Here is a 17284-nt window from a genome sequence, read left to right as displayed (position 1 = left end):
GACGTCGGTATGCTCGCCGCCATGCCGCCCACCCCACCCACACCGCCCAACCCGGGCGAACCGCTCATACGGGACCGTGGTGACGCCTGTCCCGGGGCGCTTCGGCTGCACTCCGCCGATGACGGCTTTCTGGCTCGACTGCGGCTGCCCGCAGGGTTGTTGACCTCTCGTCAGGTGCTGTGCCTCGCCTCGGTGGCGGAGCGGCTCGGGGACGCCGGAGTCAGCGTCACCTCCCGAGGCAACGTGGAGCTGCGGGGGCTCGGGGACGGGTGCGGGGCGGAGCTGGCGGAAGTGCTTGCGGACACCGGGCTGCTGCCCTCCACGACCCACGAGCGGGTCCGGAACATCGTGGCGTCCCCGACGGCCGGGCTCGACGGACTCGGCCGCGCCGACGTGCAGTTGTGGGCCCGCGAGCTGGACGGGCTGCTGTGCGGGCAGGCGTGGGCCGCGGCCCTGTCCGGTCGGTTCCTCTTCGTCCTGGACGACGGGCGTGGGGACGTCGCCGGGCTCGGCGGAGATGTGACGTTGATCGCAGGAGAGCCCGAGCGGCTGTCCGTACGGCTCCGGGTGGGCGCGCAGGTCCTCCGGGTCGCCGACGCCGACGCGCCCCGGGCCGCGCTCGCCGCGGCCGGTGCCTTCCTGGACGCCGCCCGCACCGCCGGGAACGGGGCCTGGCGGGTGCGGGAGCTGCCCGAGGGGCACGTACCGGACCTGGCCGGGGCGCTCACCGCGGCCAGGATCGAGGCGGAGCCCGTACCCGCGCACCTCGCGCTTCCGCAGGGCGCCGCACCGCCCGCGCCCGGGCTCCTCGGGGAGCACGCCCTGCATGTCCTCGCGCCCCTCGGACGGCTGACCGCTCCCCAGCTGCGGGCCCTCGCCGAGACCGGCGGCGAGGTGCGGCTCACCCCCTGGCGCGGCGCCGTCGTCACCGGCTTCGCCGACCGGGCCGCCGCCGCGCGCCACCTGGCCGCCCTCGACACGTACGGCCTGATCACCCGCCCGGACGACCCCTGGGCCGGTGTCGGTGCCTGCACCGGCCGTCCCGGCTGCGCGAAGTCCCTCGCGGACGTCAGGGCGGACGCCGTCCCCGGCGACGGCGGGCTTCCGGTGCACTTCTCCGGGTGCGAGCGCCGGTGCGGACACCCGCAGGCCGCGACCTGGGTCGACATCGTCGCCACCGGCGAGGGCGCGTACCTGGTGAACGGCGCCCCCACCTCCCGTACCGCACTGCCCGAAGCGGTCGCCACCGCACGGACCACGAGATGAGCGAGAGCAACAGGATGTTCGACTACGAGAAGGACGGCGCGGAGATCTACCGCCAGTCCTTTGCCACGATCCGCGCCGAGGCGGACCTCGCGGGTCTGCCCGCCGACGTCGCCCAGGTCGCCGTCCGCATGATCCACGCCTGCGGCATGACCGACCTCGTGCGCGACATCGCCCACTCCCCGCAGGTCGTCACCCGCGCCCGCGCCGCCCTGCGCGCCGGCGCGCCCATCCTCTGCGACGCGCAGATGGTCGCCAGCGGCGTCACCCGCAGGCGGCTGCCCGCCGACAACGAGGTCGTCTGCACGCTCTCGGACCCGTCCGTGCCCGCGCTCGCCGCCGAACTCGGCACGACGCGCAGCGCCGCCGCCCTCGAACTCTGGCGCGACCGCCTCGAAGGCTCCGTCGTCGCCATCGGCAACGCGCCCACCGCGCTCTTCCACCTCCTGGAGATGATCGCCAAGGGCGCGCCGCGCCCGGCCGCCGTCCTCGGCATACCGGTCGGGTTCATCGGAGCCGCCGAGTCCAAGGACGCCCTGGCCGCGCAGCAGCTCGGCCTCGACTACCTCGTCGTACGCGGCCGGCGCGGCGGCAGCGCCATGACCGCCGCCGCCATCAACGCCCTCGCCCACGAAGCGGAGATCCAGGCATGAGCACGCACCCGACCGGCAAGCTGTACGGGGTCGGCCTCGGGCCGGGCGACCCCGAGCTGCTGACGCTCGCGGCCGTGAAGGCCATCGCGGCCGCCGACGTGATCGCGTACCACTCGGCCCGTCACGGCCGTTCCATCGCCCGGTCGATAGCGGCCGAGCACCTGCGCGCCGACCACATCGAGGAGCGGCTGATGTACCCGCTCACGGTGGAGACCACGGACCACCCCGGCGGCTACCGGGGCGCGCTCGACGACTTCTACGAGGAGGCCGCCGCCCGCCTCGCCGCCCACCTCGACGCCGGCCGCACCGTCGCCGTGCTCGCCGAGGGCGACCCGCTCTTCTACGGCTCGTACCAGCACATGCACAAGCGGCTCGCGCACCGCTACGACACCACCGTCATCCCCGGCGTCACCTCCGTCAGCGCGGCGGCCGCCCGGCTCGGAGAGCCGCTGTGCGAGGCGGAGGAGGTCCTGACGATCATCCCCGGCACCCTGCCGGAGGACGAGCTGACGGCCCGGCTCGCGGGCACCGACTCGGCGGTCGTGATGAAGCTCGGCCGGACGTTCCCGACCGTGCGGCGCGCCCTGGAGCGGGCGGGCCGACTGGAGGACGCGCGGTACGTGGAGCGTGCGTTCATGGCCGGCGAGCGCACCGGGACCCTGGCGGACGTGGACCCCGAGACGGTCCCGTACTTCTCCGTGGCCGTGCTGCCCTCCCGGATCGACGCCGTCACCCCCGAGTCCCGGGAGACCGGCGGCGAGGTCGTCGTCGTCGGCACCGGACCGGCGGGCGCGCCCTGGCTGACGCCGGAGTCGCGCGGCGCGCTCGTCAACGCCGACGACCTCGTCGGATACACCACGTACCTCGACCGGGTGCCGGCGCTGCGCCCCGGGCAGCGGCGGCACGGCTCGGACAACAAGGTCGAGTCCGAGCGCGCCGAGTTCGCGCTCGACCTGGCGCGGCGCGGGCGGCGCGTCGCGGTCGTCTCGGGCGGCGACCCGGGGGTCTTCGCCATGGCGACGGCGGTCCTGGAGGTGGCGTCGGAGGAGCGGTACGCGGACGTTCCCGTACGGGTCCTGCCGGGCGTGACGGCCGCGAACGCGGCGGCGGCCGCCGCGGGCGCCCCCCTCGGCCACGACTACGCCACCATCTCCCTCTCCGACCGCCTCAAGCCCTGGGAGGTCATCGCGGGACGGCTGCGCGCGGCGACGGAGGCGGACCTGGTCCTGGCCCTCTACAACCCGGGCTCCAAGTCCCGTACGCACCAGGTGGCGGCCGCCCGCGAGCTGCTGCTCGAACTCCGCTCGCCCGAGACGCCGGTGGTCGTGGCGCGGGACGTCGGCGGCCCGGAGCAGTCCGTGCGGGTGGTGACCCTGAAGACCCTGGAGCCGAGCGAGGTCGACATGCGCACGCTGCTGCTCATCGGCTCCTCGCAGACGCGGGCGGTCGAGCGCGGCGACGGCCGCACGATCACCTGGACGCCCCGGCGGTACCCGGAGGCGTGACCACGACGGTCGACAGGGAGGCGGGGGACGGCGGTGAGGCGGCCGAGGGCGGCGGCCTCCTCGCCTCCCGCCGTCTCACCAGCTGATCGTGGCCGCCACCGGCAGGTGGTCGCTGCCGGTGTCCGGCAGGACCCACGAGCGCGCCGGCTCCACGCCCCGGACGAGGATCTGGTCGATCCGCGCCACCGGGAAGGCCGCCGGCCACGTGAAGCCGAAGCCGTCACCGGCGGCCTCCTGGACCGAGCGCAACCGCCCGGAGATGCCGTCGAGCGCGCGGTCGTCCAAGGTGCCGTTCAGGTCGCCGAGCAGCACCACCCGCTCGCTCCGCTCGGCGGCGAGGGTCTCGGCGAGCGCCTGCGCGTTACGGTCCCGGCTCTCGGTCCAGAAACCCTTCCTGGGCATCAGGCGTACGGACCCCAGGTGGGCCACGTAGACCGTCAGCGGACCCTGGTCCGTGGCCACCGTGGCGCGCAGCGCCCGGTTGTAGGCCCGCTTGACGTCGGCGGGCTTGGCGTCCCCCAGCGGCCCGGCGTCCTGCTGGATGTCGACCGGCCGGGTCTCGGACAGCGGCAGCTTGCTCCACAGCCCGACCGTGCCCAGCACCGTGTGGTACGGGTACGCCTGCGCCAGCTCCTTCTCGTACGTGCCCCGGACCTGCTCGGCCACCTCCACCAGAGCCAGCACCTCCGCCCCGGAGGCGACCAGGTCGCGGGCGGTGCCGGCCGGGTCGGGGTTGCCCGCGCCGACGTTGTGGCCGACCAGGGTGAGGTCGCCGCCCGCGTGCGTCTTGTCGCCGAGCAGCCCGCCGAAGAGGCTCAGCCACGTGACGGCCGGCAGCAGCAGCGCGACGACCGCGGAGGCGGAGCGGCGCCAGAGCGCCCCGGCGAGGAGCACCGGTACGCACAGGCCGAACCACGGCAGGAAGGTCTCCACCAGGCTGCCGAGACCCCCGAGGTCCGTGACCCGCGCATGCAGCAGCAGGACCAGACCGAGCAGCAGCGCCGCCACGGCGAGCGCCGTGCCGCGCTTCCACGGCTCCGGCCGGGAGAGCGAACGGACCGGGCGAGAAAGGGAACGGACCGGGCGGGAGAGCGAACGGGCCGGGCGGGAAAGGGAACGGGCCGGGCGGGAGAGGAGGCGGGTCGCCCGGTCCTGCGAGGATTCACTCACTGATCGACTTCCTGAACTACTCGGCCGGGGGCGGGGCGGGCAGGTGGACGGTGATGCGGAGGCCGCCCTCGGCGCGCGGGGCGAGGGAGAGGGAGCCGTCGTGGACCTCGGCGATCCTCTGGACGATGGCCAGGCCGAGGCCGACCCCTCCGTGGTCGTCGCGGACGCGCTCGGCGCCCCGCTGAAACGGTTCGGTGAGCGTCGAGACGACCCGCGGGGAGAGCTTCTCGCCGCTGTTCTCGACGGTGAGGACCGCGCTCCCGGGCCGGACGGCGGTGGTGACCCGCACCGAGCCCTGGCCCGGCAGGTTGTGCACGATCGCGTTGTGCACGAGGTTCGTCGTCATCTGCAGCAGCAGCGTCGGCGACCCGAAGGCCGGGGCGATGTCACCGGCGATGTCGAGGGTGACACCGCGCTTCTCGGCGAGCGGGAGGAGGGTCTCGGCGGCCTCCTCCACCAGCAGGGAGAGGTCGACGGGTTCCCGGGTGAAGGCCAGTTGGTCGGCGCGGCTGAGCACGAGCAGCGCCTCGGTGAGGTCGATCGCCCGCGCGTTGACGGTCTGGAGGCGTTCGAGGAGTTCGCCGGTGTCGCGGTCCGGATCGCCGCGGGCCACGTCGAGAAGCGCCTGCATGGTCGCCAGCGGGGTGCGCAGTTCGTGCGAGGCGTTGGCCGCGAATCTCCGCTGCTCGGCGACGTGCGCTTCGAGCCGCGTGAGCATCGTGTCGAAGGCGTCGGCGAGTTCGCGGAACTCGTCCTGGCGGCCCGGCAGCCGGACGCGGTGGGAGAGCGATCCGCTCGTGGCCATGCGCGTGGCGTGCGTGATGCGGGTCAGCGGGGCGAGCATGCGACCCGCGAGGATCCACCCTCCCACGATGCCCACGACCAGCAGGACGGCCAGTACGGCGAGGGCCCTCGGCGCGAAGACGTGCAGAAGATTGGAGCGGATGGGAAAGACGTCGTACGTGGTGTCGGTGGATCCGGGGACGATGAGCGCGCGTTCGGGGACGTACCGCAGAAGGAACACCCATACCGCGGCGAGAAGCATGCCACCGGCGAGCATGAGGAATCCGGCGTAGCTGAGGGTGAGTTTGAGGCGCACACTCAACCCGGGCCGCCTATCCACGCCCGCCTCCCTCGTGTGCGGTGTCGATGCGGTAGCCGACGCCCGGCACGGTGGCGATGATCCAGGGTTCACCGAGCCTTTTGCGCAATGCCGATACCGTGATGCGCACGGCGTTGGTGAACGGGTCCGTATTCTCGTCCCACGCCCGTTCCAGGAGTTCTTCGGCGCTGACGACACCGCCTTCCGCCGCGACGAGGACGTCCAGCACGGCGAACTGTTTCCGGGTGAGGGCGACAGGGCGGCCGTCGCGGTACACCTCTCTGCGGAAGGGATCCAGCCGCAGGCCCGCGATCTCCCGCACCGGCGGCCTGTTGTGCGCGCGCCTGCGGTCGAGGGCGCGGAGCCTGAGGACGAGTTCCTGGAGGTGGAACGGCTTCGTGAGGTAGTCGTCGGCGCCGAGCTCGAACCCGGTGGCCTTGTCGTCGAGACGGGCGGCGGCCGTGAGCATGAGGATCGGCATTCCGCTGCCGGAGGCGACAATACGTGTGGCGACCTCGTCACCGGACGGCCCGGGAATGTCCCGGTCGAGGACGGCGATGTCGTATGAATTGACGCCCAGCAGTTCCAGAGCGGTGTCGCCGTCGTTCGCGATGTCCGCCGCGATCGCTTCCAGGCGCAGGCCGTCGCGGATGGCTTCCGCCAAATAGGGCTCGTCCTCGACGATCAATACGCGCATGCGTTCAGGCTACGAGTCGGCACATATCGTCGGCGTATCGAAAACCGCATCCGCGCTACCGCCTGAAGGTGCCGAGGCCGTTCGTGTCCAGATACTCGACGCGGACCGTCCTGCCGTCCGCGGAGAACGTCACCCCGGTCCGCCCGACCGCGTTCTCGCCCCGCGTCTCGAAGCTGAACGTGTCGCCGTCGTAGTGCGTCAGGGGGTACGTCTCCGGTTCCGGTCCCAGGGCCAGCGTCAACTGCCCGCCCTCGCCCTCGGTGATCTTCAGCGGACCGTAGAAGTAGCTGGTGTACGTGCCGACGTAGGCGCCCGCGTCCTTCCCCGGCGTCGCGTCGGACGGCGGGCGGGCGTAGTCGGTCCTGGAGCGGCCCGCGTCCTCCTGCTGCTGGTACAGCGCGTCGACGAGCGGGATCCAGTCGCGGCTGGGCTGCCCGGTCTGGGCGATGTCGAAGAAGTCGAGGGCGACGGCGTCGGCCACGCCCGCCGGGGCGCCGTTGGTGAGGACGACGATGCCGAGCTGCTCGCCCGGCAGCATCGTGACGTTGGTGTGCGCGCCCAGCGCGAACGCGCCCGTGTGGGAGAGGCGCAGCCGGCCCTCGTCGTCGTAACTCACGTTCCAGCCCAGGCCGTAGAAGCCGGTGCGGCCGGCCGGGGCGGAGGGCGGGTTGGCCACGGAGTGCGGCCAGTGGGTGCGCTCCAGGCTGTCGGCGTCGATGACCTGCCGGCCGTCGAGCTTGCCGTTCGCGAGCTGGAGGCGTACCCAGGTCGCCATGTCCCGCGCGGTGGAGCTGACTCCGCCGGCCGGGGACTGGGCGTCGGGGTCGCGTACGAACATCGGCTTCCAGACGCGGTCGCCGGTCTCGACGTGTCCGAAGGCACGGTTGGACGCCTTCTCGTAGTCCGCGAAGCGCGAGCTGGTGGCGTCCATGCCGGCCGGCTTGTACAGGGTGTCGTCGGCGAGCTTGTCCCACGCGACCCCCTTCTCGTCGGCGACGGCCTCGGCGGCCGCGGTGAGACCGAAGTTGGTGTACGCGTAGCTCGCGCGGAACGGGGCGAGGGGCTCGTGGCGCAGGTGGGACAGGATGTACTCCTGGTCGTAGCCGAGGTCTTCGAGCAGGTCACCGGAGTGGTCGGGGAGCCCGCTGCGGTGGGAGAAGAGGTCGGCGACCGTGACGTGGGAGGAGACCCACGGCTCCTTGAGCTTGAAGTCGGGGAGGTTGGGGGCGACGGGCTTGTCCCAGCCTTCGACGCCCGCGGCCTGGGCGACGACCGTGGACGCGATCGGCTTCGACACGGACGCCAGTTGGAACACGGTGTCGGCGTCGACCTTCGCCGCCTCGCCCGCCTTCCGCACGCCGTAACCCTGCACGCGGAGCACCTTGTCGTCGTGGACGACGGCGACGGAGACGCCCGGGACGCCGGTGCGCTCCATGGCCTGGCGCACGACGCCGTCGAGCCGGTCGACGGCCCGTTCCACGTCGGCCGCGTCGAGCCGCGGGGGCGGCTGGGGCGGCGGCGGGGAGGGCCCGGGAGCTGCGGCCGCCACAGGAACGGCCGTACTCAGCAGGGCCGTCAGCCCGACCGCCACCAGCCGTTGGACAGTACCCACGCCTCCATTGAACGCCCGGGGGCGCCCTTTGTCGTCCGGGGCGTCAGGGGGCGGGGGCGCCGTTCGTCGTCCGGGGCGTCACGCGGCGGGGCGCCCGTCGTCGTCCGGGGCGTCACGGGGCGGGGGCGCCGTTCGAGGTCCGGGGCGTCACGGGGCCCGGGGCGCGGGCGCCGAGGCGGTGACCCAGGCCGCCGCCTCCTCGACGGTCGTCACCACCGGGACGCCGGCGGGGGCGGGCGGGCGGCGGACGACCACGACGGGGATGCCGGCTTCCCGGGCCGCCTGGAGCTTGGGGGCGGTCGCGGCGCCACCGCTGTCCTTGGTGACGAGGACGTCGATGCCGTGGCGGGCAATCAGCTCCCGCTCGCCGTCGAGCGTGAACGGCCCCCGGTCCAGGAGGACTTCGGTGCGCGCGGGCATCGGAGGCTCGGGCGCGTCCACGGACCGTACGAGGAACCACTGCGGGCAGTCGGCGAAGGCCGCGAGGCCCATCCGACCGGTCGTCAGGAACACCCTCCCCGGCCCTGGCCGGTGCCCCTGCCCGAGCTCGTCCAGGACCCGCGCCGCCTCCGCGAGGGAGCCGGCCTGGTGCCAGCGGTCGCCCTCCTCGGGGACCCAGCCGGGGCGGCGCAGGGCCAGCAGGGGAACATGGGCGGTGGCGGCCGCCCGGGCCGCGTTGAAGCTGATGGTCTCCGCGAAGGGATGGGTGGCGTCGATGACCGCGTCCACGGCGTGCGCGCGCACCCACTCCACGAGCCCCTCGACCCCGCCGAAGCCGCCGATCCGGACCTCCCCGGCGGGCAGCCGGGGCGCGGCGACCCGCCCGGCGAGCGAGCTGGTGACCCGTAGCGCCGGAAGCGTCGTCCGCAGGTGCTCGGCGAGGGAGCGGGCCTCGCTGGTCCCGCCGAGAATGAGTACGTGCACGGGAGCCATGGGAGTCCCTTCATGAGTGCGGGCGGCGGGCGCGACGCCCAACTCAAGCACACCGGTCTGCGGCCCGGCTGGACGACCGGCGCGTGCGCGACGGCGGCGACGACGGCCGCGTACTCGGCGCTGCTGACCGGCGACTTCCCCGACCCCGTGACGATCACGCTGCCGAAGGGCCAGCAGCCGGCGTTCGCGCTGGCGGCGGAGGAGCTGTCCGGCGGCGCGGCGATGGCGGCGGTCGTGAAGGACGCGGGCGACGACCCGGACGTCACGCACGGCGCGCTGATCCGCTCGACGGTACGGATCCTCCCGCCCGGCTCCGGCGTCGTCTTCCGAGCCGGTCCCGGCGTCGGTACGGTCACGCTGCCGGGCCTGCCCCTGGAGGTCGGCGAACCGGCGATCAACCCGGTGCCGCGCCAGATGATGCGCGAGCACGTGGCCCAGCTCGCGGCGGCCCACGGCGGGAGCGGCGACGTGGAGATCACGGTCTCGGTCGACCACGGCGAGGAGATCGCCCGCTCCACCTGGAACCCGAGGATCGGGATCCTCGGAGGCCTGTCGATCCTGGGCACGACCGGCGTGGTCGTCCCCTACTCGTGCTCGGCGTGGATCGACTCCATCCGGCGGGGCGTGGACGTGGCCCGCGCGGCGGGCCTGACCCATGTGGCGGGCTGCACCGGCTCCACCTCGGAGCGGACGGTGACGACGCTGTACGACCTTCCGGAGATCGCCCTGCTCGACATGGGCGACTTCGCGGGCGCCGTCCTCAAGTACATCCGCCGCCACCCGGTCGACCGGCTCACGGTCTGCGGTGGCTTCGCCAAGCTGTCCAAGCTCGCGGCGGGCCATCTGGACCTCCACTCCGCCCGCTCGCAGGTCGACAAGGCCTTCCTCGCCGACCTGGCCCGCACGGGCGGCGCCTCCGAGGCGCTCGCCACGGAGATCACCGAGGCGAACACCGGCCTGGCGGCCCTCCGCCTCTGCGAGGCCGCCGGCGTCCCCCTCGGAGACCTGGTCGCCACCCGCGCCCGCGACGAGTCCCTCGCGGTCCTGCGCGGCGCCCCGGTCACTGTCGACGTCGTCTGCATCGACCGCGCGGGCACAGTGGTGGGCCGCTCGGCGCCGACGGGGCCGTAGCGATACCGGCGTGGCGGATGCGGCGGGCACCGTCCGAACCTAGGCTGGCGGGCGGCAGAACCCCTATCGAGAGGGAGTCCCATGGCGAAGCGCGGCAACAAGAAGCGGGCCCGCAAGAAGAAGAAGGCGAACCACGGCAAGCGTCCCAACGCCTGACCGTGGTGGGTGACGCCAGGCCGGACCCCCCTCGGGGCCCGGCCTGGCGTCGTCAGGAGAGTGGGGCGTCAGCAGACGTGGCGGTCGCGCGCCGGGTCGTAGAGGTGGCTGTCGCGGAACTGTGAGGCCGCGAGAGTCCGGCCGACCAGGATCACCGCCGTCTTCGTGATGCCGGCCGCCTTCGTCTGGTCCGCGATGTCCGCCAGGGTGCCCCGCAGCACGACCTCGTCCGGGCGGCTGGCCATCGCCACGACCGCCGCCGGGCAGTCCGTGCCGTAGTGCGGCTCCAGCTCGGCGACGACCCGGTCGACGTACCGGGCCGCCAGGTGCAGGACGATCAGCGCGCCGCTGCGGCCGAGGGTCGCCAGGTCCTCGCCCTCCGGCATCGGGGTGGCCTGCTGGGCGATGCGGGTCAGGATCACCGTCTGGCCGACCGTCGGGACGGTCAGCTCCCGCCCCAGCGCGGCGGCCGCCGCCGCGAACGCCGGGACGCCCGGCACGACCTCGTACGGGATGCCCAGCGCGTCCAGGCGGCGCATCTGCTCCGCGACCGCGCTGAAGACCGACGGGTCGCCCGAGTGCAGCCGCGCCACGTCCTGCCCGGCCTCGTGGGCGCGGACGAACTCGGCGACGATCCGGTCCAGGTCCAGGTCCGCCGTGTCGACCAGGCGCGCGTCCGGCGGGCACTCGGCGAGCAGCTCGCGCGGCACCAGGGAGCCCGCGTAGAGGCAGACGCCGCAGGAGGCCAGGGTGCGGGCGCCCCGCAGCGTGATCAGGTCGGCCGCGCCCGGGCCCGCGCCGATGAAGTAGACGGTCATGCTCCAGCTCCTGCTTTCGTTACGGACCACTGCGTGACCGGCATCGCCTGCCGCCAGCCGGTGAAACCGCCCACGGGGACGGCCTGGGCGACGGCGAGCCGGACCAGCTCGCCGCCGTGTTCGCCGTACCACCGCGCGAGCAACGCCTCGGACTCCAGGGTCACGGTGTTGGCGACCAGGCGTCCGCCCGCCGGCAGCGCGCCCCAGCAGGCGTCGAGAAGCCCGGGGGCCGTCAGACCGCCGCCGATGAAGATCGCGTCGGGCGTGGGGAGGTCGGCGAGGCCGTCGGGGGCGGACGCCGTGACGACCTGGAGCGCGGGGACGCCGAGGGCCGCCGCGTTACGGGCGATCCGGGAGGCACGCTCCGGGTCCTTCTCCACGGCCACCGCACGGCAGGACCGGTCCGTCCGCATCCACTCGATGCCGATCGAGCCCGAGCCGCCGCCGATGTCCCAGAGCAGCTCCCCGGGCGCGGGCGCGAGCGCGGCGAGCGTCGCCGCGCGGACGTACCGCTTGGTGAGCTGCCCGTCGTGCTCGTAGGCCGCGTCCGGCAGCCCGGGTACGGCGCCGAGCCGCAGGGCCTCGGGGGAGCGGACGAGGTCGAGGGCGATCACGTTCAGGGGGTCCACCGCGTCGGCCGTCCAGGCCTCCGCCGTACCGTCCACGATCCGCTCACGGTCCGAGCCGAGCTGCTCGAGGACCCGCATCCGGCTCCCGCCGAAGCCCTTCTCCCGCAGGAGCCCCGCGACCTCGGCGGGGGTCCGCGCGCCCTCGCTGAGCACGAGCAGCCGGCGGCCGTCATGGAGGGAGGCGGAGAGCGCCGCGAGGGCCCGGCCCACCAGCGAGACCGTCTCCACGGCCTCCAGGGGCCAGCCCAGGCGGGCGCAGGCGTAGGAGACGGAGGAGGGGTGCGGCAGGACGTGCAGGCGCTCGGCGCCCACCGTCTCGGCGAGCGTGCGGCCGATCCCGTAGAACGTCGGGTCCCCGCTGGCGAGGACGGCGACGGAGCGGCCCTCGTGCGCGGCGAGGAGGCCGGGGACGGCGGGCCGCAGAGGCGAGGGCCAGGCGACGCGCTCACCGGGGCACTCGGCGGCGGGCAGCAGGTCGAGCTGGCGGGGGCCGCCGATCAGGACCTCGGCGGAGCCGAGGACGCGGCGGGACCGGGCGGGAAGGCCGTCCCAGCCGTCCGCGCCGATCCCGACGACCGATATCGCGGATGGAGGGGCGGGAGGAACGGAGCTCACGTCGGCGAACTCTACGGGAGCCCTCCTGGGCCGCTACTTCTGGGCGTTCTGGCCGACAAGGAAGAGCAGCCAGACGAAGCCCGCGAAAGCGTGCGTGGCGAAGACGTACACGAAGACGCGCAGGGCGACGCCTCGCTCCTTCCAGCGCTCGTAGTCGGACATGACAGACAGCGTACGGGCCGGGAACAGGGCACGGGCTCGCACCGTTGAGGCAAATAGTTTATGATTCAACCAACAGCCGTGAAGGCGAGAGGCGAGAGGTGAGCACGATGCAGTTCGGGATCTTCACCGTCGGTGACGTGACGACCGACCCCACGACCGGCCGCACCCAGAGCGAGCACGAGCGGATCAAGAACACCGTCGCCATCGCGCTCAAGGCGGAGGAGGTCGGGCTCGACGTCTTCGCGACCGGCGAGCACCACAACCCGCCGTTCGTGCCGTCCTCCCCGACGACTCTCCTCGGGCACATCGCCGCGCGGACCGAGAACCTGATCCTCTCCACCTCCACGACGCTGATCACCACCAACGACCCGGTGAAGATCGCCGAGGACTACGCCACCCTCCAGCACCTCGCCGACGGCCGCGTCGACCTGATGATGGGTCGCGGCAACACCGGCCCCGTCTACCCGTGGTTCGGCCAGGACATCCGCCAGGGCATCCCGCTCGCCATCGAGAACTACGCGCTCCTCCACAGGCTGTGGAGGGAGGACGTGGTCGACTGGGAGGGCAAGTTCCGCAGCGCGCTGCAGGGCTTCACCTCCACGCCCCGCCCGCTGGACGGCGTCCCGCCGTTCGTCTGGCACGGCTCGATCCGCTCCCCCGAGATCGCCGAGCAGGCCGCGTACTACGGCGACGGCTTCTTCGCCAACCACATCTTCTGGCCCAAGCAGCACACCGAGAAGATGGTCCGTCTCTACCGCCGGCGGTACGCGCACTACGGCCACGGCACCCCCGAGCAGGCCATCGTCGGCCTCGGCGGTCAGATCTTCATGCGGAAGAACTCCCAGGACGCGGTACGGGAGTTCCGCCCGTACTTCGACAACGCGCCCGTCTACGGCCACGGCCCCTCCCTGGAGGAGTTCACCCGCGAGACGCCGCTCACCGTCGGCTCGCCGCAGGAGGTCATCGAACGCACCCTGTCCTTCCGGGAGTACGTGGGTGACTACCAGCGCCAGCTCTTCCTGGTGGACCACGCGGGCCTGCCCGTGAAGACGGTCCTGGAGCAGCTCGACATCCTCGGCGAGGAGGTCGTCCCGGTGCTGCGCAAGGAGTTCGCCAACCTGCGGCCCGCCGGCGTCCCGGAGACCGCCCCGCTCCACCCCGCCGTACGCAAGCAGGAGGCGTAAGTCATGCAGACCCTGAAGCTGGTCGCCGTGTCCGCCGGGCTGAGCGCCCCGTCCTCGACGAGGCTGCTCACCGACCGGCTCGCCCAGGCGGCGCGGGAGCGGCTGACCGAGCAGGAGTACGCCGTCGAGGTGCGGGTCGTCGAACTGCGCGACCTCGCCGTCGACATCGCGAAGAACTTCGTGACGGGCTTCCCCTCGGGGCAGCTCCAGGACGCGATCGACGCGGTGGCCGGCGCCGACGGGGTGATCGCGGTGACGCCCGTCTTCACCGCCTCGTACAGCGGCCTGTTCAAGTCGTTCTTCGACCTGATCGACCCGGCCGCGCTGACCGGCACGCCGGTGCTCATCGGCGCGACCGGCGGCACGGCCCGACACTCCCTCGTCCTCGACCACGCGCTCCGCCCGCTCTTCGCCTACCTGCGGGCCCTCGTCGCCCCGACGGCCGTCTACGCGGCCTCGGAGGACTGGGGTTCCGGCGGCGACGAAGCGCTTCCGATCGGCTTCGGGGGCGACGGCCTGCCGTCCCGGATCGCCCGTGCCGGGCACGAGTTCGCCGAACTCGTCGCGGCCAGGGGCCCGGCCGGGGCCGCGGACGACGACGAGGTCGTGCCCTTCGAGCGCCGGCTCGCCGACCTCCGCCTGGGATAGGGGGACACGCCCTGGCCGCCGCACCGGTTTGCCATGCGGCGGGAGCCCGGCGGGCGCATGATGCCCTCATGGACATCAAGCTCGAACTGATCGGTGTGCCCGTCTCCGACGTGGACCGGGCCAAGGCCTTCTACGAGAAGGTGGGCTTCCACGCCGACCACGACGTGACCGTCAGCGACGAGATCCGCTTCGTCCAGATGACGCCGCCGGGCTCGGCCTGCTCGATCGCCTTCGGCAAGGGCATCACCGAGATGACGCCGGGCTCCCTCGACAACATGCAGGTCGTCGTCACGGACATCGAGGAGGCGCACGCCGACCTCACCGGGCGCGGCGTGGAGGTCACCGAGATCGACGACCAGCCCTGGGGCTCGTTCGTCTACTTCGCCGACCCGGACGGCAACCGCTGGGCGGTGCAGCAGACGACGCCTCGGGGCCGGTGAACGCGCGCGGTCACTTGCGGTTGTAGAGCCGCATCGTGACCGCGCCGAAGACCACCACGAACAGCGCGGACCACCCGAGCGACCAGGCGATGTCCGCCGCCGGCCAGTTCCCGGCCATCAACTCCCGCACCGACGTCGCCAGATGCGTCACCGGGCTGTTGTTCACGAAGGCCTGCAGCCAGCCGGGCATCGTCTTCGGGTCGACGAACACGTTGGACAGGAACGTCAGCGGGAAGATCACCATCATGCTGACGCCCATGACCGACTTCTCGCTGCGCAGCATCAGACCGAACATGGTCCAGATCCACGAGAACGCGAACGCGAAGACCACCAGCAGCGCCACCCCGAGCAGCACACCGGCGATCCCGCCGTCCGGCCGGTAGCCGATGATCACGCCGACGGTGAGCATCACCGCCGAGGCGATCAGATAGCGCACGACGTCGCCCAGCAGATAGCCGACCATCGGCGCGGGCCGCCAGATCGGCAGCGTACGGAAGCGGTCGAAGACGCCCTTCTCGATGTCGGTGTTGACCGACACACCCGTGTACATCGTGATCATCACGACGCTCATCACGAGGATGCCCGGCAGCAGGAACTGGATGTACTCCCCGACCGAACCGGCCAGCGCGCCCCCGAAGAGGTACGTGTACATCAGCACCATCATGATCGGGAACGCCGTCACGTCGAACAGCTGCTCCGGCACGTGCTTGATCTTCAGCATGGCCCGCCAGCCGAAGGTCAGCGACGCGGAGAGCGCGCTCGGGCGGGGCGGGCGGGTCTGCCCGACGAGCAGCGCCGCGAGCTCGTCCGCCTTCGGGGCGACGAAGTCGAGGGTGTCGGTCTGCGTGTCCTTGCCGGTGGTGACGGTGGTCATGCCGCCGTTCCTTTCCTGTCCGTCAGCGCCAGGAACACCTCGTCGAGGCTGGGCTGGCCGAGCCCGAAGTTGTCGACCGTGATGCCGGCCCGCGCCAGCTCCGCCAGGGCCCGGGCGGCCTGCTCGGCGGCGCCCAGGTCCGTGCCCCGGCCGTCGACGGTGGCGGTGAGGGCGACCGGGTCCGGTTCGAGCTGCACGGTGGCCTTCAGGGCCTCCCGGAGGACCCGCTCGGCCTCCGGACGCTGCTCGGCGTCCCGGAGCCGTACGTGCACCGAGCCCGAGCCGACGGAGGCCTTCAGCTCGCCCTTCGTCCCCTCCGCGATGACCTTGCCGTGGTCGATGACGGCGATACGGGAGGCCAGCTGGTCCGCCTCGTCCAGGTACTGCGTGGTGAGCAGGACCGTGGTGCCCTGCGCGACGACCGCGCGGACGATGTCCCAGACCTGGTTGCGGGAGCGCGGGTCGAGGCCGGTGGTCGGTTCGTCGAGGAAGAGCAGGTCGGGGGTGTTGAGGATGGACGCGGCGATGTCGATACGGCGCCGCATGCCGCCCGAGTAGTTCTTGATCTGCTTGTCGGCGGCCTCCGCGAGCCCGAACGCTTCGAGCAGCTGCGCCGAGCGCGCGCGGGCGTCGGGGCGGGTGTGGCCGAGGAGCCTGGCGAGCAGGACGAGGTTCTCGGTGCCGGTGAGGTCCTCGTCCACGGAGGCGTACTGGCCGGTGAGGCTGACGCGCCCGCGCACGGTGTCGGCGTCCTTGACGACGTCCTTGCCGAAGACGCGCGCCCGGCCGCCGTCGGGGCGGAGCAGGGTCGCGAGCATCTTGACGGCCGTCGTCTTTCCGGCGCCGTTGGGGCCGAGGACGCCGTAGACCGTCCCGGCGGGTACGCGGAGGTCGATGCCGTCGACGGCACGGTTCGTGCCGAAGACCTTGACCAGCCCCTCGGTCTCGATGGCGAGGTCGGTCATGCCCTGTCCTCCCGGCTGCCGGATGCGCGGTCGCTTCAACCAGTCTCCGACGAAGGTCGCCCGGATGCCAGGGGGAACGCCTGTACCCCGGGGCGGGCGCCCGCTGCTCGCCGCCGTGGCGGTGGCGTACGGGCGCCGCCGGAGGGGGTCGTCACGGCGCGGGCGGGCGCCGCCGGACGGGTCGTTACGGCGCGGGCGGGTACGGGCGCGAGGACGGGGGTGCCGCGGGTGCCGGGGGCTTGGGCGAGCGGCGGGCGGGCAGCGTCTCGGGCGTGGCGGGCTCGTGCGTGTAGAAGAGGTAGAACGCGGTGATGAAAGTGCCCGCCGCCACCACCAGGCCCAGGACCGCCCCGGACAGGACGCTCGCGCGGGACAGGCTGAACAGGAAGCCGATCGCACAGCCGGCGAGCACCGCCCAGGCCGCCGCGCGCAGTTCGCGCGGCAGGACGCGGCCCCACGTCCGCAGCGCGTACACCGCGCCGGCCAGCATCACACCGGAGACCAGTCCGAGGACGACCTGGCCCCAGGTGATGACGCCGCCGGAGCGCTGGATGGCGGCCGCGTAGATGCCGTAGGCGAGGCCCAGCGTCACGGGCAGGCCCCAGCCGTGGGTGCTCATGTGCCGTCGCGTGTGCCGTCGCGTCGGTATCGCTGCGTGTGCGGCCATGACGGGCGCTCCTTCGCTCTGGCCCCCCTCGCCTCACCCTCAAGGGCACACCCGGAGCCC

19 protein-coding genes are annotated in these 17284 nt (G+C 73.0%); 8 read left to right on the top strand and 11 right to left on the bottom strand.

Going from position 1 to position 17284, the window contains the following annotated elements; all coding sequences use genetic code 11:
* Positions 1–9 precede the first annotated feature (9 nt).
* The 3 genes from ACWF79_RS22060 to ACWF79_RS22050 are packed head-to-tail and all read left to right on the top strand — an operon-like array spanning position 10 to position 3421.
* Positions 10–1266: a cobalamin biosynthesis protein CobG gene (locus ACWF79_RS22060; RefSeq protein ID WP_453729823.1), complete on the top strand. Its 1257-nt coding sequence runs from the start codon at positions 10–12 to the stop codon at positions 1264–1266.
* Positions 1267–1280: 14 nt separating this feature from the next.
* Complete coding sequence (locus tag ACWF79_RS22055; RefSeq protein ID WP_393489157.1) at positions 1281–1916, top strand: precorrin-8X methylmutase; 636 nt, start codon at positions 1281–1283, stop codon at positions 1914–1916.
* Positions 1913–3421, top strand: a complete 1509-nt coding sequence (locus ACWF79_RS22050) for a precorrin-2 C(20)-methyltransferase (RefSeq protein WP_453729822.1) — start codon at positions 1913–1915, stop codon at positions 3419–3421. The genes ACWF79_RS22055 and ACWF79_RS22050 overlap by 4 nt, the downstream gene beginning before the upstream one ends.
* A 75-nt stretch (positions 3422–3496) precedes the next feature.
* On the opposite strand, the gene ACWF79_RS22045 is transcribed toward ACWF79_RS22050, so the two are convergent.
* The 5 genes from ACWF79_RS22045 to ACWF79_RS22025 all read right to left on the bottom strand — a co-directional run bounded on the left by ACWF79_RS22045 (position 3497) and on the right by ACWF79_RS22025 (position 8926).
* Positions 3497–4429 carry an endonuclease/exonuclease/phosphatase family protein gene (locus ACWF79_RS22045; RefSeq protein ID WP_453729846.1) on the bottom strand — a complete coding sequence of 311 codons (933 nt, stop codon included), beginning with the start codon at positions 4427–4429 and terminating at the stop codon, positions 3497–3499.
* Positions 4430–4607: 178 nt separating this feature from the next.
* Positions 4608–5714 (bottom strand): sensor histidine kinase, encoded by a 1107-nt coding sequence (locus tag ACWF79_RS22040; protein WP_453729821.1) that lies wholly within the window; start codon positions 5712–5714, stop codon positions 4608–4610.
* Positions 5707–6390: a response regulator transcription factor gene (locus tag ACWF79_RS22035; RefSeq protein WP_453729820.1), complete on the bottom strand. Its 684-nt coding sequence runs from the start codon at positions 6388–6390 to the stop codon at positions 5707–5709. The genes ACWF79_RS22040 and ACWF79_RS22035 overlap by 8 nt, the downstream gene beginning before the upstream one ends.
* A 55-nt stretch (positions 6391–6445) precedes the next feature.
* Positions 6446–8002, bottom strand: a complete 1557-nt coding sequence (locus ACWF79_RS22030; RefSeq protein ID WP_453729819.1) for a serine hydrolase — start codon at positions 8000–8002, stop codon at positions 6446–6448.
* Positions 8003–8149: 147 nt separating this feature from the next.
* Entirely contained in the window at positions 8150–8926 is a 777-nt protein-coding gene (locus ACWF79_RS22025) for a cobalt-precorrin-6A reductase (RefSeq protein WP_453729818.1), read from the bottom strand.
* A 21-nt stretch (positions 8927–8947) separates the two neighbouring features.
* On the opposite strand from ACWF79_RS22025, the gene ACWF79_RS22020 reads away from it, so the two are divergent.
* Positions 8948–10066 (top strand): cobalt-precorrin-5B (C(1))-methyltransferase, encoded by a 1119-nt coding sequence (locus ACWF79_RS22020; RefSeq protein WP_453729817.1) that lies wholly within the window; start codon positions 8948–8950, stop codon positions 10064–10066.
* A gap of 81 nt (positions 10067–10147) precedes the next feature.
* Positions 10148–10222, top strand: a complete 75-nt coding sequence (locus ACWF79_RS22015) for a 50S ribosomal protein bL37 (protein ID WP_099895366.1) — start codon at positions 10148–10150, stop codon at positions 10220–10222.
* Between the two features lie 68 nt (positions 10223–10290).
* Here the strand turns inward: ACWF79_RS22015 and cobM are convergent, their stop codons facing one another.
* From cobM to ACWF79_RS22000, 3 genes are read right to left on the bottom strand one after another with little or no spacing between them, the layout of a single operon-like run.
* On the bottom strand, positions 10291–11040 hold the full coding sequence (gene cobM, locus ACWF79_RS22010) for a precorrin-4 C(11)-methyltransferase (RefSeq protein WP_453729816.1): 750 nt from the start codon (positions 11038–11040) through the stop codon (positions 10291–10293).
* Complete coding sequence (cbiE, locus tag ACWF79_RS22005; protein WP_453729815.1) at positions 11037–12284, bottom strand: precorrin-6y C5,15-methyltransferase (decarboxylating) subunit CbiE; 1248 nt, start codon at positions 12282–12284, stop codon at positions 11037–11039. Before cbiE ends, cobM begins: the two co-directional genes overlap by 4 nt.
* Positions 12285–12317: 33 nt before the next feature.
* The gene (locus ACWF79_RS22000) at positions 12318–12446 is read right to left on the bottom strand and encodes a DUF6126 family protein (RefSeq protein ID WP_453729814.1); all 129 of its coding nucleotides are present in this window, start codon (positions 12444–12446) and stop codon (positions 12318–12320) included.
* Between the two features lie 107 nt (positions 12447–12553).
* Here ACWF79_RS22000 and ACWF79_RS21995 point away from each other — a divergent pair, with 107 nt between their 5' ends.
* From ACWF79_RS21995 to ACWF79_RS21985, 3 genes are all read left to right on the top strand, one after another.
* Complete coding sequence (locus tag ACWF79_RS21995; RefSeq protein WP_453729845.1) at positions 12554–13630, top strand: LLM class flavin-dependent oxidoreductase; 1077 nt, start codon at positions 12554–12556, stop codon at positions 13628–13630.
* 3 nt (positions 13631–13633) lie between these two features.
* On the top strand, positions 13634–14278 hold the full coding sequence (locus ACWF79_RS21990) for an FMN reductase (RefSeq protein ID WP_453729813.1): 645 nt from the start codon (positions 13634–13636) through the stop codon (positions 14276–14278).
* 68 nt (positions 14279–14346) lie between these two features.
* A complete protein-coding gene (locus ACWF79_RS21985) occupies positions 14347–14718 on the top strand; it encodes a VOC family protein (protein ID WP_453729812.1) in 372 nt (123 codons plus the stop codon).
* A 10-nt stretch (positions 14719–14728) separates the two neighbouring features.
* Here ACWF79_RS21985 and ACWF79_RS21980 read toward each other — a convergent pair whose 3' ends face one another.
* The 3 genes from ACWF79_RS21980 to ACWF79_RS21970 all read right to left on the bottom strand — a co-directional run bounded on the left by ACWF79_RS21980 (position 14729) and on the right by ACWF79_RS21970 (position 17224).
* Positions 14729–15592, bottom strand: coding sequence for an ABC transporter permease (locus ACWF79_RS21980; RefSeq protein ID WP_453729811.1), 864 nt, complete (start codon positions 15590–15592; stop codon positions 14729–14731).
* Complete coding sequence (locus ACWF79_RS21975; RefSeq protein WP_453729810.1) at positions 15589–16557, bottom strand: ATP-binding cassette domain-containing protein; 969 nt, start codon at positions 16555–16557, stop codon at positions 15589–15591. Before ACWF79_RS21975 ends, ACWF79_RS21980 begins: the two co-directional genes overlap by 4 nt.
* A gap of 184 nt (positions 16558–16741) precedes the next feature.
* Positions 16742–17224 carry a hypothetical protein gene (locus ACWF79_RS21970; RefSeq protein WP_453729809.1) on the bottom strand — a complete coding sequence of 161 codons (483 nt, stop codon included), beginning with the start codon at positions 17222–17224 and terminating at the stop codon, positions 16742–16744.
* Between the last annotated feature and the right edge of the window lie 60 nt (positions 17225–17284).

Source organism: Streptomyces sp. NPDC054975 (genome assembly GCF_053609105.1).
Note: the sequence above shows the minus strand (reverse complement) of the source record. Positions and strands in the feature narration are given on the sequence as shown.